Source organism: Spiroplasma kunkelii CR2-3x (assembly GCF_001274875.1).
GTDB classification, from domain to species: Bacteria; Bacillota_I; Bacilli_A; order Mycoplasmatales; family Mycoplasmataceae; genus Spiroplasma; species Spiroplasma kunkelii.
This window is the reverse complement of sequence record NZ_CP010899.1, coordinates 634,106-648,844: the sequence shown is the minus strand read 5'-3', so window position 1 is coordinate 648,844 and position 14,739 is coordinate 634,106. Positions and strand designations below refer to the sequence as shown.

Genomic DNA, 14,739 nt, shown 5'->3' with positions numbered 1-14,739 from the left:
CACTGATTATTAACAATGTTATAAAACAATGTTATAAATAATGCTAATATATTGTTTATTTAATGTTTAATAAACACTGTTAATAAACATTGTTAAATATATAAAATAATAAAAATTGGCACACTGAAAATAACTATTAATAACTTTAATAGTAAATATAATAAGTTCATTTTTCTATTTAATAAATTCATTTTTTACATCAAATCACATATAAAAACTAGTGTGCCACAGTTAAAATATATGATAAATAATAAATACTAAAATCATTTAACCATAACACGGAAAAAGTTTAATACTTTAATAATCAAAAAAATTGCAAACAAAATTAAAATAATTCACGCATCGCCTAAAAAAACCATTATCTCAGGTAAAATATTTGTTATACCTTCTTTAACTTTTCATAATGCACTAGTTAAACCAGTTCAAATACCAGTCATACCCTCAGTCATAGTTTTAGGTGTATTTGCTAAAAAATTAACTGCTGTTGTTAAATACATACCTAACATTATTTTTATCCTCCTTTCTTTCAATTTATTTTTTTTCTTTTTTCTTTCCTCGAATTTGTTTAATTTTTTGATAAATTAATAAACCAATTCAAGCAAAAATCCCCAATAAAATAATAATACTAAATATTATTGTTAATCAAGTTGGCATAATATAACTCCCTTCTAAAAATTAAAAAATTGAAATTTGCAAACTCGCTCCGCTCGTTGTCGCTTCGCTCCATTAAAAAACACTATTTAATAAATTATCCGCTAATAAATTACGCGGAATAATTTATTCTTTTACTTTTTAATTTCAATATCTTTTGCAATCTTATTAGCATTATTAATAACATTATCTTTACCATACTTTTTCACTAGCGACCGCAAAATAAAATATTGCTTTGTTTGCATAATTTCAACCTCCTATAATTAACTTAAAAAAGTTAATTAAATTAATAATTAACTTTTTATCGGTTGGCATTTACAATTTACAATTGATAAAATAATAAAAAGACTTACTGAAGATATACTACTACAAAATAGAAATTAAAAAAAATTTTAAAATTAATATTTTTTTATACTTTCCTCCTATATTTTAAAATTTATTCTGGTTTTAATCACTGCCCCAGTTTAAATTTGGAGTTATATCTAAAAATTCAATTCACACACCATTTTCTTTATCTCATTTATAATTATTTTTAAAATTTAAATTTAAAAGTTGTTCCAATATTTTTAATAAAATTAACATAATTTTGAAATAATTAAAAATTAATTTAGTGTAAAAACCATTGACACTTAAGACAACTAAATTCTTTAATATAAACTTAGACAGAATTAAAATAATAGCAAGTAATAAAATTATATAAAAAGGGTTAAGTTTTTCTTTAACCCTTTTTTCACATTAATAAAGTATTAAACATCTTCTTTATAATATTTATTTCATGATGCAATATCATTACTATCATTCTTATTAACTGGTTCTAATGATGGCCGTTTTTCTAAGTCAATTTTGTCTTCAACATTATTATTCTTTTTCCGCGAATCAAGGATAAATTCTTTATCTGGTGCTGTCCGATTTTGTAACGCTTGAATTTGCATTCTAATTCGTGACATCGTTAATTTTTTATCTTTAAATTCAATCATTCACTGGATTGGTAATATTAATGGGTCAAGTTTTTTCCCATTACGAATAATTATTAATAGCATATTAATAAATTTACCAAATCCTTCTTCCCCTTTTCAATGTTCCATTTCTAATGGATCATACATTAATTGATTTTTAACCAAATCATAATTGGACGCATGTGCTTCTGTAATTTTTTCTGCTCATTCTATTTCAGGAATTAAATAAAAATTAGTTGATAAACTACAATTAAATAAATGTTGTTGATTTTTAAATAATGAGAAATTAAACTTATCAACAATAATGGCACTAATACTAATTGTTAAGCCAGTTAAATCAGTTACTTCTTTCATTCATTGAAAGATTGTTTGAACATAACGAAGAATAAATTTTAATTTTCCTGACGAATAAAGAATTGTTTTTCAGCTTTCATAATCAAACTGATATTCTGCATCATGTCGTACTTCACGAATATTTTCATCAGGTTCTAATGCTAAGAAGTCTTCAACTGATAAAATAATCATATCTTTTTTCATATGGTTTGTTTCTCCTAGGTGACATATCTTATTGACACATTTTCTACTTAATTATATCATAAAACTAAGGAGAAAATTAGGTATTAGGGAGGTGATTTAGCGCCTATATTGGATATTTAATAAATTATTTTCTTAACATATTAATTTTATTATTTTATCTTAAAATAATTCATATAAAATTATTAAGAACTTCCTTTTTTCTATTACATTTTACATAAACTGCTTGCAAATTTTCAATAGAATTATTTCCTCTCTATGATTTCGACTTTTTATGATCTAAATTTTATCTATAAATACTATTCTGTTGATTTTCAACACTTTCATGAGTACCATATATAATAGTTTTTTTTACAAATTCCGCAAAGTTTATGGTCACCAGCTTCATCTTGTTATTTTGATTTACAATTACATTTTTTTTGCCTTATATCAAACCATTTTTGTTTGTTGATCTAGTTTCATATAGTAAATATTCCTTTCTATTATTTATAAATTATTAGTTTTATTTTGTTAATTATTATTAGTTTTATATTAAATTAATCCCTACTAATTCAAGGAAAGGAGCTTCGCCCCTAAGTTGCTCCGCGACTTTTGCCCCTTTAAGTAAGATAGGTCAAAATATCAAGGTTTTAATGTAATTAGATTTAATACAACTAGATTAACAGAGGATAGGTCTATTTCAATTAATGGTTTTAATTTTAGTCTTTATAATGTTAAAGATTGACAAAATGAAATTAATGGTTGAAAAATTTGAAAATTACCATATAAAAAAGGTGCTTGATACCATTTAGATATTCACATTGAAAATGCGGCAATTTGGATTGTAATAATTTGCCTGGTATGAAAGAAATTTATAAATTTGTTAATGGAATAGTACATGTGTTTAGTAATGTTTCTGAATTGTTTAATAATATTAGTAATTTATTTGCTTTTGATATTACATTTAATATTATGTTAAGTTCTATATTGGTTTTAGCAATGGTTAACGGACTTTTAATGTAATGTTATTGGTAAAAAAGTAAGGTGGTATGGTGGTTTATCCACGCACCACCTTACATATCTAATAATTTTATTGATTGAATTCATTTTCATTATTAAAAGGTAAAATACGTATAAACATTATACAACTGCACTTGTAGTTTTAAATAATAAATATCTGTATCAGGAAATCTTAAAATATTAAAAACCATTGATTTTGGATATAATAAAAAACCATTTTTTACAAAAAATACAAAACATAAATTACCATTATCAGATGTAAAATAAATACATTCTCTAAAATTAGAAATATCAAATATAATTATTAAAACATTAGAATAAAAATAATCTAAAACTTGAAATAAATTATCCAATGAATAAAAATTTTGTTTAACATCATTAATAAAATAATTACTGTTAGATTTTTTAAGAATATCCATATTAATCAATTCTTTATAATTAAAATTTAAAACTAAATAATTCATATCAAAATGTTTATAATTTTGATTAGCAATAATTGGCATAAATAAATATTTTATAATTTCTCAATTAAAAGTAAATTCATATTTTATATTGTTTTTATAAATAAAAATATTTAGCAATTTATTTGGCGTTTTATAATCTATTATTAATCTACCCAAAGAACCCTTAGAAATATTTCTTAAATTTCAACTTAATCTATAATTTAAAGCAGAATTTTTAATTCTATTAAATCAATAATTATCATCATTTTTATCAGCACTTACATTTGGAATAAAAGAAGTTATAATTCCAAAACTAAAAGCATAATTACTAGGATCTAAACCTTGCATAAAATAATCTTGTCGCAATATTTAAGTAAAATTAAAATAAACTATTGTCATAATTATTAGAAAGGTATATAATAATTTAACATTTTATTTAAGTTTAATACCTTGTTTGTTGTTTTTCACTTTACAAATATTATTGATCTTTTTCATCAACTTCATTAAAAATATGATAACGATGTTTGTATCAAAATAAATATAAAACAATACCTACAATGATAGCTGAAATTAAATCATTTAACCCTAATAATATAAAATAATAAATATTTCTAATAATTGTTTTCGCATTGTTTTAACACCCTAAACAATAAAAATAATCTTTAATAATACCCATAATATTAATTCCAAACGTCATATATAACTGAAAAATAGAATGTGTAGCAATAATAAATAACTGTGCTACTAATTTATAAAAATCATTAGCAAACTCCAAATAATGTTTAACAGTAGAAAAACCTAAATTTGTTGCCACAACAATATTAGCAATAAAACCAAACCCAAAAGTCAAACCAATAACAAAGAAAAATATTAATTTTAACATTATTTAACTCCTTTTTTTATTTTAATTAATTTGTAGTAATTGTTGTACGAGGCGATTACCACATTTTTAAATGAGTTTTTAACTCATTTTTTTATACTGATATGCTTTAATGTTTAAATCATAGTGATTTTGACTTTTATTATCATTTGCAGTTTTAATAATATATTTAGCAAGATATTTAACAACATCTTCATTTGTACCGCTACGAATTTTAATATTTTTATTAATACCATGTTTTCAGTATTGTTATACAACACTATTAGGTATTTTTTGGTTTAATATGTTGTGAAAATGAACCGTTCCGCGTTTTTGATACTCATAAGTATACATATATTTTAAAATTCCTTTATGATTTTTAGAACAAATAGGATTGTTTCATCAACGATTAATATTATTAAAAAATAACTTTAAATCATTTTTACATTTTTTAATATCTGTTTCATTTTTTGCATAAGTTAAAGTCAGAAAACTTAAATTTTTTAAATTTGAAAAATTATGATATGCTTTACGAATACAATTTCCTTGGGTGCGAATAAGATTATTTCATAGTTTTTTATCATTTTTTTCAGTATTTTTAACTCCCATTTTATACCTTTATTTGTTAAATTATCTTGAATAAAAACATTATTCATTTTATAAACTCCTTCCAAATAAAAAAAACACTAAATTACATTTAAAAGTTTCATACGAGGAAACTATAAATAGTTTGAACCTTTCAATATGATTAAGTGTTTATATTTAAAAGTTACTTTTATTTTAATATATTATTTTTAATTTTGAAATATTTATTTTAATGATGTGCAGTTATGTTAGTTAATTAATTTAATTAATAAATAATATTTTAAAATCATATACAATAAATTTATTATACCATATTTTTTGTAAAGTTTATATTTAATGATAAACAAACTAGTTTTTTGCGGCAGCAATTTATTAATTATATATAAAAAATACCTAATTTCTATTTTATATTGTATTCTCATCAATATTTTTATTATTTTCATTTTCATGTTCTATTGAATTTAATTGTTCATTAATTGATTTAATTTGTTCTTTTTGTCAATTTGATAAGTTTGGTTTAATGGTAGGATTGGGAATTATTCTGTTTGTAAAACTTCTTGGTTTTGGTTCCACTTTTCGTAAATTATTTTTTACTTTCATAATTTCTCCTAATAAATCATTAGTTTTAGTAACACTTTCTGATCTTGGTTCCACTTTTCGTAAATTATTTTTTACTCTCATAATTTCTCCTAATAAATCATTAGTTTTAATAACACTTTCTGATCTTGGTTCCACTTTTCGTAAATTATTTTTTACTTTCATATTTTCTCCTAATAAATCATTAGTTTTAGTAACACTTTCTGATCTTGGTTCCACTTTTCGTAAATTATTTTTTACTTTCATATTTTCTCCTAATAAATCATTAGTTTTAATAACACTTTCTGATCTTGGTTCCACTTTTCGTAAATTATTTTTTACTTTCATATTTTCTCCTAATAAATCATTAGTTTTAGTAACACTTTCTGATCTTGGTTCCACTTTTCGTAAATTATTTTTTACTTTCATATTTTCTCCTAATAAATCATTAGTTTTTGATTGTTCTAAAATTTGATTTGAGACAACTGTTGTTTGTGTATTTTTATTTTTAACGTCTGGCATATCTTTACTTTGCTTTGAAAATAAAGTATCAAATTCAGCAAGAATATTTTTATAAAATTCTACAAGTTTTTGATTATTAATTTTTTCTTTACTATCATCATTTTCAAGATTGTTATTTTTTAAAAGTGCTAAATTTTCTAACAATTGCTCTTCATTTTGTTTATTTTTAAGTTTTTTATTTTTTTGAAATTTTAAAATTAATCATGAAATTAAAGCACCTAACGGACCAAATATAAATGAAGAACAAATAAAAAAAGAAGTTTTGTAAAATTTTTTCTCATCTTTATTTGCCATATTTATTCCATTACTTTCTATAATTTTTTAAGTTATTTACTTATAATAAAAGTCATATACTAGATAAATAATACAATATTTAATCATTTCTAGCAATACTATTATAAAAGAAAAAAAATCAATTTTTTAATTGATTTTTAATAAAAAATAAATCTTGTTTTTTACTATCGACCATATGATTCATCTTCTTCAGTTTCTGTTGTTAAATTTTGATTAAATTTTGTTCGTGGTAATGGTACTGGTGCTTTTGCTACTGTTTTTAATGATGATTGTTTTTCTTCTGCTAAAAAACTATTTAATTCGGTTAGCATAGCTTTATATTTATTAGATTCTGTTTGATCATTACCATATGTTTTCTTTACTTGTGGTTTTAATGGTTCTACTAAACCTTTAATTTCTGGATTTGGTGTAGATAACAAATCAATTTTTGTTTTTAATTGTTCCGGTTTTAATGGTTCTACTAAACCATTAATTTTTGGATTTGGTGTAGATAACAAATCAATGTTTGTTTTTAATTGTTCAGGTTTTAATGGTTCTACTAAACCTTTAATTTCTGGATTTGGTGTAGATAACAAATCAACTTTTTTCATTTCTTCATTTAAAAATTTACTTATTTCAACTTCTACTGCATTCAAAGTTCGTGTTGTTGCTTCTTGAACCTGACTTTTATTAAGACCAAGTTTTGTTAACATTGTTTTAATTGATTTTCTAATTGATCGATAAGATTCTTTTAAAGCTCCTTTAATTTTTGATGTAATTTTCATCTTATTATTCTTTTTCTATGTTTAATTAATCTAATAAAATAATTAATTAAAGTCATTTATTTAAAAATATAGTTAATATTTTTAAAACCATATACATTTTATAGATTATCATATTTATTGTAAATTATCATCTAAAATTAAAAATTTTAGAAATTTTATTTTTAAACTCATTTAATATTAAATAGATATTATTTATTGCTTCTTCTTCAGAATTAGAATTAAAAGTAATATTATTAATTATTTTCTTTTTCAAAACATTATAAATAATAATACCAGTTTGCCCAATTCCAGCGGGGTCAATTGCAATAATATATTTTAATTTATTTGATTTATTTTTTTCTCAAATTGTAATATTTTTCACCCATCGGAAGCTAAATCTAAAATATCGTTAATTTTGTAATGTTCCATATAAGAAACAATTAAATTTCATTTATCTTTAAATAAATTTAAATACATTTTGGCTCATTCTAAACATTGCAAATCATAATGTTTTTTATGATGTGAAATACGGAAATTAGTGGGTTTATAATTAACTCAGTCAAACGATGTTGTTATTTCATCTCAAGTTTTATTAATATACAAACTTTTATATTCTGTCATTTTATCTATACTCCTTAATTATTTTTGCGTAAACCTAATGTTCAGTGTTCATCAGTAATTTTATTTTGTGAAACTGGATAACCTCTAAGCATCAATTCATTTAATTTATTAATAATTTTTTTATTTAACTTTTTCATATTCCACATCCTTACTAGGTAATTTTTTATATAAAGATTTATCTTTTATAATAAAAGTATCTTCTCTTCGACCATTTACATATTGACAATATTCATCAAAATCTTCTTTATATAATTGTTGTTCTTTTAATTCAGCAAGTTCTTTTTTAAGTGCTTCATTTTCTTCTTGTAATTTATCAAATTTAATTGATTCTGTTATAGTCATTATTTATCCTCCTCAATAATAGTTAATTGTTCTAATTGTTTTTTTGTGATTTTAATACCACATAAATAAGCACCTTTTAAATTAGCACCTTGTAAATTAGCATCTTCTAAATTAGCACCCTCTAAATTACCATCGCTTAAATTAGCACCTTCTAAATCTAATCTTTCACTTTCTAAATATTGATTTAATTTTTCTTTTTCAACAGTAACTCCTGTTAAATCTTTAATCATATCTTTTAATGTTTTCATTTAATTTTTTTCCTTTCTGTAAAAAAAACATAATATTCCTTTATTAGTTAATATTTTTATATTTAGTAAATAATTTATTTTATTATTTACTTACTTCGCCGCCCGCTTCACTTTGTGGGTGAGCGGGGGCGGTAGAATATTTTTATAGAGTTTACCCCTCCACGGAAATAAACAAACAATTTACCCAGTTATTAATTACGTTTCATCCATCCCTACACAACTTTATATAAAGAAAATAACCTTTTGGAGCTCCTCCCTCTTGTTTTTTAGTGTCCGATATTGTTTTTTTCGGTTTAACAGCACTCTTTTTATGAAACAAGCAAAAACACACGCTCTGACATTTCGCGGGCGACTAACCCCGCTGAGAATTAAAAAAATAAATATGGGTAAATCCAATCGCTTTCACACTTTCTTTAAGGCTTCGTGCCATAGATGAGTTATTCATCTTTAAGCATTCAAAATATTAAGTTTTAGTATTGCATTATTCATCAGATAGTACCTTTATTAAAAATGATATTATTAGTTGTTAAACCAAAAAAATATAATAAATCACAGAAAGGAAATTATAAAAATTAACTAATTGATGGAGAAAATAGGTTAATTTTTAATTTTAAAGATACTATCTGATGAATAATGCAATTAAAAAAAATCGCTCTAATAAGCGATTACTTTAATTTGTATTTAATTACTTTATTTATAATTTTTATAAAACCTAAGCTTTTTTCCGACTATCAAATAAAAACATTTATTTATATTTAAAGTTTCCTGCCTGAAAACCTTTATTGGTTTGAATACTTAAATATAACTAAATGTTATAAATAATATTCTAATTTAATTTTATATAACAAAATAAATATGTCAACTATTACATATTTTTATAACAAAAAATAAATTTATTGATAAATTTACATCCCCAACTTGTTTTTTTTGTTTTAATTAATTATGTGGTATGGGTTCTGCCTGAACTATACTGCACAACTAGTACTTTCCATTTGGAAGGTACTTTTTTTAATGTACCTTTGTTTACCTAAATTAATGTATTTATCATATTTTTTCCGTATTCGGTATCTATCTAAATCAGATATTTTATGAAAAAACCGAAATATTTTTTTATCATATGGAACATATTCTTCCATTTGTCAAAAATAGTCTTTATTTCAATCACTATCAATGCTAACACCCATTAAATAACCATCTTTATTATTAAACATAAAATTATGTTTTGTCCCTTTTAATGAAGCAATTAATTCCATTTCGCACATTTCAATAACACCAACTTTAACAATAGGGTCGGTACAATTAGCACTAAAACGATATGCCTTGATATTTAAGTCATAAATATTTTTGATTTTTTTATCACTTTGGGTTTTGATAATATATTTAGCAACATATTTACTAATAAATTCATTTGTACCGGTTTCAACTGGTAAATTTTTATTATATCCATAAGGTCAACACTTTCTAACTACTTTATTAGGGATATATTCACTAAATATAATATGAAAGTGAACTGCTCCGCGATTTTGATATTCATAAGCAACAAGATATTTTAAATCTTTATATTTATTTTTCTTATATTTAGAAAAATAATAATTTAATCTCCTAATAAATAATCTAAAATGATGATTCGCTTTTTTAATATCTTGGACATTTTCAGCATAAGTTAAAGTTAAAAAACCCATATTTTTACAACCACTAAAATTGTTAATTGCTTTACGAATACAATTTGCTTGCGAGCGAATACGACTATTAAATAATTTTGTTTCATTTTCACCAGTATTTTTAATACCAGTTAAATTACCTTTACCAAATTTATTAATACATTCTAACGGTAATACAATCGTTTTAATATAAGGACCATAGTATATTTTTTTAACATAATATTTTTGATTAACAAAATTACTACTATCAATATAAGGTCTATATAAAACCTCGCCAGTTAAACGATTATAAGGATTTATATTTACATTCATTTTTTATTTTCCTTTCTAAAACAAAAATAAAAAAACATTTACTTATATTTAAAGTTCCCTGCCTGAAAACCTTTATTGGTTTGAATACATTAAACATTTTCATAAATGTTTTTTTATTCTAATTTATTTTTTATTATAATTTAATTTCTTATAATATTTCACTTGGTTTATTTATATTTAAAATAATTAATTATTATTTATAATAATTATCAACATTTTCTAGATGAATATTTATTTACTAAATCTATGAATATTTGAGATTTTGCTATTTTTTCTTTCATTCTACTATATTTATTTTTATCCAAAGAACCATTTAAACTACAAAAATTTTCTAATGGACTTATCATAATATTTGAACTATTAATATAAGTATAATATTCTTTTAATTCAGTGTCGTAATCTTCTTCTTTACTTTTATTTTCTAATTTAACTTCTAATTCTTTTATTTTATTTTTACAATTAAAACTATCACAAAATTGACAATAATCTTTTTTAAATTTTTCTATTTCATATTTAGAATTATTTTGACTCATTGCCATTAAAGGTGCTACTCCGCTTGTTGTTATCGCTGTTGCTCCGATTAAACTTAATATTTTTTTTATATTCATAATATATTATTCCTTTCTTTTATATATATATATATATATATATATATATATATATATGTATTTGATATACATAATTTAACTATATTTAATTATTTTTATTTTGTCAAATTTACTTATTTTTACTTTGGGACTGTTGTGTTACTTAATCAAGTAAAGGGGCTTCGCCCCTAAGTCGCTCCGCGACTTTTACCCCTATTTAAGTAAGGTGGTGCGTGGATAAACCACCACACCACCTTACTTTTTTACCAACAACATTATTTTTACTACTACTAAAAATAGCGTAAAAGTCCATTAACCATTGCTAAAACTAAAATAGAACTTAACATAATCTTAAATGTAATATCAAAAGCAAACAAATTACCAATATTATTAAACAATTCAGAAACATTACTAAACACATGTACTATCCCATTAACAAATTTATAAATTTCTTTCATACCAGGCAAATTATTTACAATCCAAATTGCTGCATTTTGAATATGACAAGCAATATTATATCAACTACAACTTTTATAAGGTATTTTTCAAATATCACCACTATTAATTTCATTATTTCAATCAGTGGCATTATAAAGACTAAAATTAAAACCATTAATTGAAATAGACCTATCCTCTGTTAATCTAGTTGTATTAAATCTAATTACATTAAAACCTTGATATTTTGTTCTATCTGTCATATCTAATAATTTTATTGATTGAGTTCATTTATCATTATTAGAAGGTAAAATATCAGTCTTATAATTTCAATTTGAATAATAAGAAAAATAATCATTAGTACTATTTATCGTATAAGCATTATACAACTCTACTTGTGGTTTTAAATAATAAATATTTGTATCAGGAAATCTTAAAATATTAAAAACCATTGATTTTGGATATAATAAAAAACCATTTTTTACAAAAAATACAAAACCTAAATTACCATTATGAGATGTAAAATAAATAAATTCTCTAAAATTAGAAATATCAAATATAACTCTTAAAACATTAGAATAAAAATAATCTAAAATTTGAAATAAATTATCCAACGAATAAAAATTTTGTTTAACATCATTAACAAAATAATTACTGTTAGATTTTTTAAGAATATCCATATTAATCAATTCTTTATAATTAAAATTTAAAACTAAATAATTCATATCAAAATGTTTATAACTTTGATTGGCAATAATCGGCATAAATAAATATTCTATAATTTCTCAATTAAAAGTAAATTCATATTTTATATTGTTTTTATAAATAAAAATATCTAACAATTTATTTGGCGTTTTATAATCTATTATTAATCTACCCATAGCACCATTAAAAATACCGGCTGAATTTCAACTTAATAAATAATCTCATGCAGTATTTTTAATTTTATTAAATCAATAATTACTATCATTTTTATCAGCACTTACATTTGGAATAAAAGGAGTTTCAACACCAAAACTAAATGCATAATTACTAGGGTCTAAACCTTGCATAAAATAATCTTGTCGTAGCATTAAAGTAGACTGAAAATCATATTCATTTGCTTTTGCATAAGTTAAATCACTAAAACTATCATTATTTCTTGTTTCTACTTTACAAACATAACTAATATAATTTATAGTTGTAACACTACAAAAAAGAAATATTCAGCCAAATATTAAATAAAAAATAATAAATATATCTAATAATCGTTTTCGCATTGTTTTAACCCCCTAAACAATAAAAATAATTCTAATACCCATAATAATAATTCCAAACGCGATATATAACTGGAAAATAGGATGTGTCGCAATAATAAATAACTGTGCCACTAATTTATAAAAATCATTAGTAGACTGCAAATAATGTTTAACAGTTGAAAAACCTAAATCTGTTGCAACAATAATATTAGCAATAAAACCAAACCCAACAGTTAAACCAATAACAAAGAAAAATATTAACTTAATCATATATAGACCCCCAACTTATTTTTTTATTCTTTGAGTTGTATGTACTCTTTTAAAACCTTGTTCTCTTGTTTTTGCTTGTTTTGCTAGACTTGATAACTGTTGTTTATTACGATTATTTTTAAATTGTTTACGGTCTTTAAAATGTTTTTGCATACCACGACCAGTTTGAAAAACAAACGACACACTGCCCTTAACGCCTCTTGCTACACTAGAACTTGCTTCTAAACTTGCACGAGAAACTGAACTTAAACCACGAGAACTATTAACTAATAATAAAACAACATTTATAACACCACCAATTACTCAAATTACAAATAAAGGAATATTTGTACCCGGCAATTTTAATGTTCACATTCAGTCCATTATTTTCATAAAAATATCAACTATGGTATTAATAGCACCATTTCATACATCATTAGCAAATAAATTAATCATTATTTATAACTCCCCCAAATTTTTTAATAAATGTTCCATACCCATCTCTCTTAATTCATTAAGCGTAATATCTTTTTTAACAATACTAGGTCAATTTTGTTTAATATAACTTGGTACTTTATCATTTTTTAAATCACGTACAAATTTTAAATATTTACTATCATATTGCATTGCAATAGATAAAGGGATTGTTATCTTAACAAAATTAATACCAATATCTTTATTAGATTTTTTGCGAACTCTTTTACCGTTTGCTGTTCGTTTAACTGTTTCTGTTTTTCATACTAAATAATCATCTAAATCATCAAAAAAACCTATTTTCATTTTAAAATAAGGAAAAAATATACTTGGTTTAATACATTGCATAGGAACAATAATCATATTAGTAATTTCTCTATATTCAACTCAATTTTGATTAATTCGTTGTCCAGCAAAAATAATATTATTATCAAATTGACGACATAATAAAAAATATGGAATTAAACCATTAAACTTTTTATTATTTTCTTCTGGTTTAGCACCATTCATATATAAAAATATTTCATCAAATAAAATTAAACTATCGTTTGGTGGTATCTTATAATTTTTATTTTTAAAATCCAAATGGTTTAAACCTAAAACTCCAATTTTTTCATCATTAATAAAATAATTAGAATAAACATTATCAAACTTAGCAATTTGCGATAAATAAGTCATCAATAAAGTTTTACCAGTACCCAAAGCACCATTAATAATTGATATTGGACTACTTTTAACAATTTTAATTAATTTCCGTGTTTGGAAAAGATTACTAAAAAAAGACCAAAAGAAAATAATATTAAAAATTACTAAAAAAATAAAAAGAATAATATCTATAACTGATGTAGAACTAAAATATATAAACTGTAAATTAAAACAAACAATAAAAAAATAGAACAAAATATTTGCCATAAATCAATTTACATATCAATAAGAAACTTTAATATTTTTTTGTCTTCTAAATAAATTAAAATAATTTTTAAACATATATCTACACCACCAATCTAATTGTTTTATATAAAATAAATATTGATAATCAAATTAAGAAAAATACTACTAATCAAACACCTATCATAATCACTGCATAAGTAGTATTATCAATAGAACCACCAACAAAGTTATCAATTTTAGTTTTTGGAATAAAATAAAAAATCTGCAAAAGTCCTTGATATATTCGTTGCAAAAAAGTATTTCAGTCCATTATTTTATTCACCTAAAAATACAACTCAAAATTAAAAATAACATTCCAAAAACAAGTATTAAAAATACAACAAATATAACAATATCTAAAATAGGAGGATGATTAACTCCAAAAATAATTGTCATAAATTCATAATATAAATCTCACACACTTCGCATTTTTCTTATTCCTTTCCTAAATGTTAATTACTAAAATCAAGATTAGAGTTT

At 22.4% G+C, this 14,739-nt stretch carries 21 protein-coding genes; 1 reads left to right on the top strand and 20 read right to left on the bottom strand.

Features of this window, described 5'->3' with window-relative positions; all coding sequences use genetic code 4:
* Positions 1-257: 257 nt before the first annotated feature.
* The 3 genes from SKUN_RS03595 to SKUN_RS03590 form a co-directional block, all read right to left on the bottom strand.
* Positions 258-506, bottom strand: a complete 249-nt coding sequence (locus tag SKUN_RS03595) for a hypothetical protein (protein WP_053390883.1) — start codon at positions 504-506, stop codon at positions 258-260.
* 25 nt (positions 507-531) lie between these two features.
* Positions 532-654 carry a hypothetical protein gene (locus SKUN_RS08375; RefSeq protein ID WP_083436095.1) on the bottom strand — a complete coding sequence of 41 codons (123 nt, stop codon included), beginning with the start codon at positions 652-654 and terminating at the stop codon, positions 532-534.
* Positions 655-1,397: 743 nt separating this feature from the next.
* Positions 1,398-2,144 carry a hypothetical protein gene (locus SKUN_RS03590; RefSeq protein ID WP_053390882.1) on the bottom strand — a complete coding sequence of 249 codons (747 nt, stop codon included), beginning with the start codon at positions 2,142-2,144 and terminating at the stop codon, positions 1,398-1,400.
* Positions 2,145-2,981: 837 nt separating this feature from the next.
* Here SKUN_RS03590 and SKUN_RS09800 point away from each other — a divergent pair.
* The gene (locus SKUN_RS09800; protein ID WP_200903021.1) at positions 2,982-3,143 is read left to right on the top strand and encodes a hypothetical protein; all 162 of its coding nucleotides are present in this window, start codon (positions 2,982-2,984) and stop codon (positions 3,141-3,143) included.
* A 92-nt stretch (positions 3,144-3,235) separates the two neighbouring features.
* Here the strand turns inward: SKUN_RS09800 and SKUN_RS09795 are convergent, their stop codons facing one another.
* From SKUN_RS09795 to SKUN_RS03510, 17 genes are all read right to left on the bottom strand, one after another.
* Entirely contained in the window at positions 3,236-3,931 is a 696-nt protein-coding gene (locus tag SKUN_RS09795; RefSeq protein ID WP_053390881.1) for a hypothetical protein, read from the bottom strand.
* A gap of 286 nt (positions 3,932-4,217) precedes the next feature.
* On the bottom strand, positions 4,218-4,466 hold the full coding sequence (locus tag SKUN_RS03580; RefSeq protein WP_053390880.1) for a hypothetical protein: 249 nt from the start codon (positions 4,464-4,466) through the stop codon (positions 4,218-4,220).
* 246 nt (positions 4,467-4,712) lie between these two features.
* Positions 4,713-5,051, bottom strand: a complete 339-nt coding sequence (locus SKUN_RS10555) for a helitron helicase-like domain-containing protein (protein ID WP_235511344.1) — start codon at positions 5,049-5,051, stop codon at positions 4,713-4,715.
* A 381-nt stretch (positions 5,052-5,432) separates the two neighbouring features.
* A complete protein-coding gene (locus SKUN_RS10550; protein WP_053390879.1) occupies positions 5,433-6,419 on the bottom strand; it encodes a hypothetical protein in 987 nt (328 codons plus the stop codon).
* Positions 6,420-6,583: 164 nt separating this feature from the next.
* Positions 6,584-7,183: a hypothetical protein gene (locus SKUN_RS03565; protein ID WP_053390878.1), complete on the bottom strand. Its 600-nt coding sequence runs from the start codon at positions 7,181-7,183 to the stop codon at positions 6,584-6,586.
* A 124-nt stretch (positions 7,184-7,307) separates the two neighbouring features.
* Positions 7,308-7,544, bottom strand: a complete 237-nt coding sequence (locus SKUN_RS03560; RefSeq protein WP_053390877.1) for a hypothetical protein — start codon at positions 7,542-7,544, stop codon at positions 7,308-7,310.
* Positions 7,499-7,783, bottom strand: coding sequence for a hypothetical protein (locus SKUN_RS03555; protein ID WP_053390876.1), 285 nt, complete (start codon positions 7,781-7,783; stop codon positions 7,499-7,501). The genes SKUN_RS03560 and SKUN_RS03555 overlap by 46 nt, the downstream gene beginning before the upstream one ends.
* 14 nt (positions 7,784-7,797) lie before the next feature.
* Entirely contained in the window at positions 7,798-7,920 is a 123-nt protein-coding gene (locus SKUN_RS11290) for a hypothetical protein (RefSeq protein ID WP_268794797.1), read from the bottom strand.
* The gene (locus tag SKUN_RS03550; RefSeq protein ID WP_053390875.1) at positions 7,904-8,125 is read right to left on the bottom strand and encodes a hypothetical protein; all 222 of its coding nucleotides are present in this window, start codon (positions 8,123-8,125) and stop codon (positions 7,904-7,906) included. Before SKUN_RS03550 ends, SKUN_RS11290 begins: the two co-directional genes overlap by 17 nt.
* On the bottom strand, positions 8,125-8,373 hold the full coding sequence (locus SKUN_RS09790; protein WP_053390874.1) for a pentapeptide repeat-containing protein: 249 nt from the start codon (positions 8,371-8,373) through the stop codon (positions 8,125-8,127). The genes SKUN_RS03550 and SKUN_RS09790 overlap by 1 nt, the downstream gene beginning before the upstream one ends.
* A 965-nt stretch (positions 8,374-9,338) precedes the next feature.
* A complete protein-coding gene (locus SKUN_RS03540) occupies positions 9,339-10,346 on the bottom strand; it encodes a rolling circle replication-associated protein (protein WP_053390873.1) in 1,008 nt (335 codons plus the stop codon).
* A 206-nt stretch (positions 10,347-10,552) separates the two neighbouring features.
* Positions 10,553-10,954: a hypothetical protein gene (locus SKUN_RS03535; RefSeq protein WP_053390872.1), complete on the bottom strand. Its 402-nt coding sequence runs from the start codon at positions 10,952-10,954 to the stop codon at positions 10,553-10,555.
* A gap of 269 nt (positions 10,955-11,223) precedes the next feature.
* Entirely contained in the window at positions 11,224-12,627 is a 1,404-nt protein-coding gene (locus SKUN_RS08800) for a spiroplasma phage ORF1-like family protein (protein WP_053390871.1), read from the bottom strand.
* 12 nt (positions 12,628-12,639) lie between these two features.
* Entirely contained in the window at positions 12,640-12,876 is a 237-nt protein-coding gene (locus tag SKUN_RS03525) for a hypothetical protein (RefSeq protein WP_053390474.1), read from the bottom strand.
* Positions 12,877-12,891: 15 nt separating this feature from the next.
* The gene (locus SKUN_RS08360) at positions 12,892-13,311 is read right to left on the bottom strand and encodes a hypothetical protein (RefSeq protein WP_083436082.1); all 420 of its coding nucleotides are present in this window, start codon (positions 13,309-13,311) and stop codon (positions 12,892-12,894) included.
* Positions 13,312-13,314: 3 nt separating this feature from the next.
* Complete coding sequence (locus SKUN_RS03515; protein WP_053390870.1) at positions 13,315-14,316, bottom strand: hypothetical protein; 1,002 nt, start codon at positions 14,314-14,316, stop codon at positions 13,315-13,317.
* Between the two features lie 4 nt (positions 14,317-14,320).
* Positions 14,321-14,530 (bottom strand): DUF2649 family protein, encoded by a 210-nt coding sequence (locus SKUN_RS03510; RefSeq protein ID WP_053390476.1) that lies wholly within the window; start codon positions 14,528-14,530, stop codon positions 14,321-14,323.
* Between the last annotated feature and the right edge of the window lie 209 nt (positions 14,531-14,739).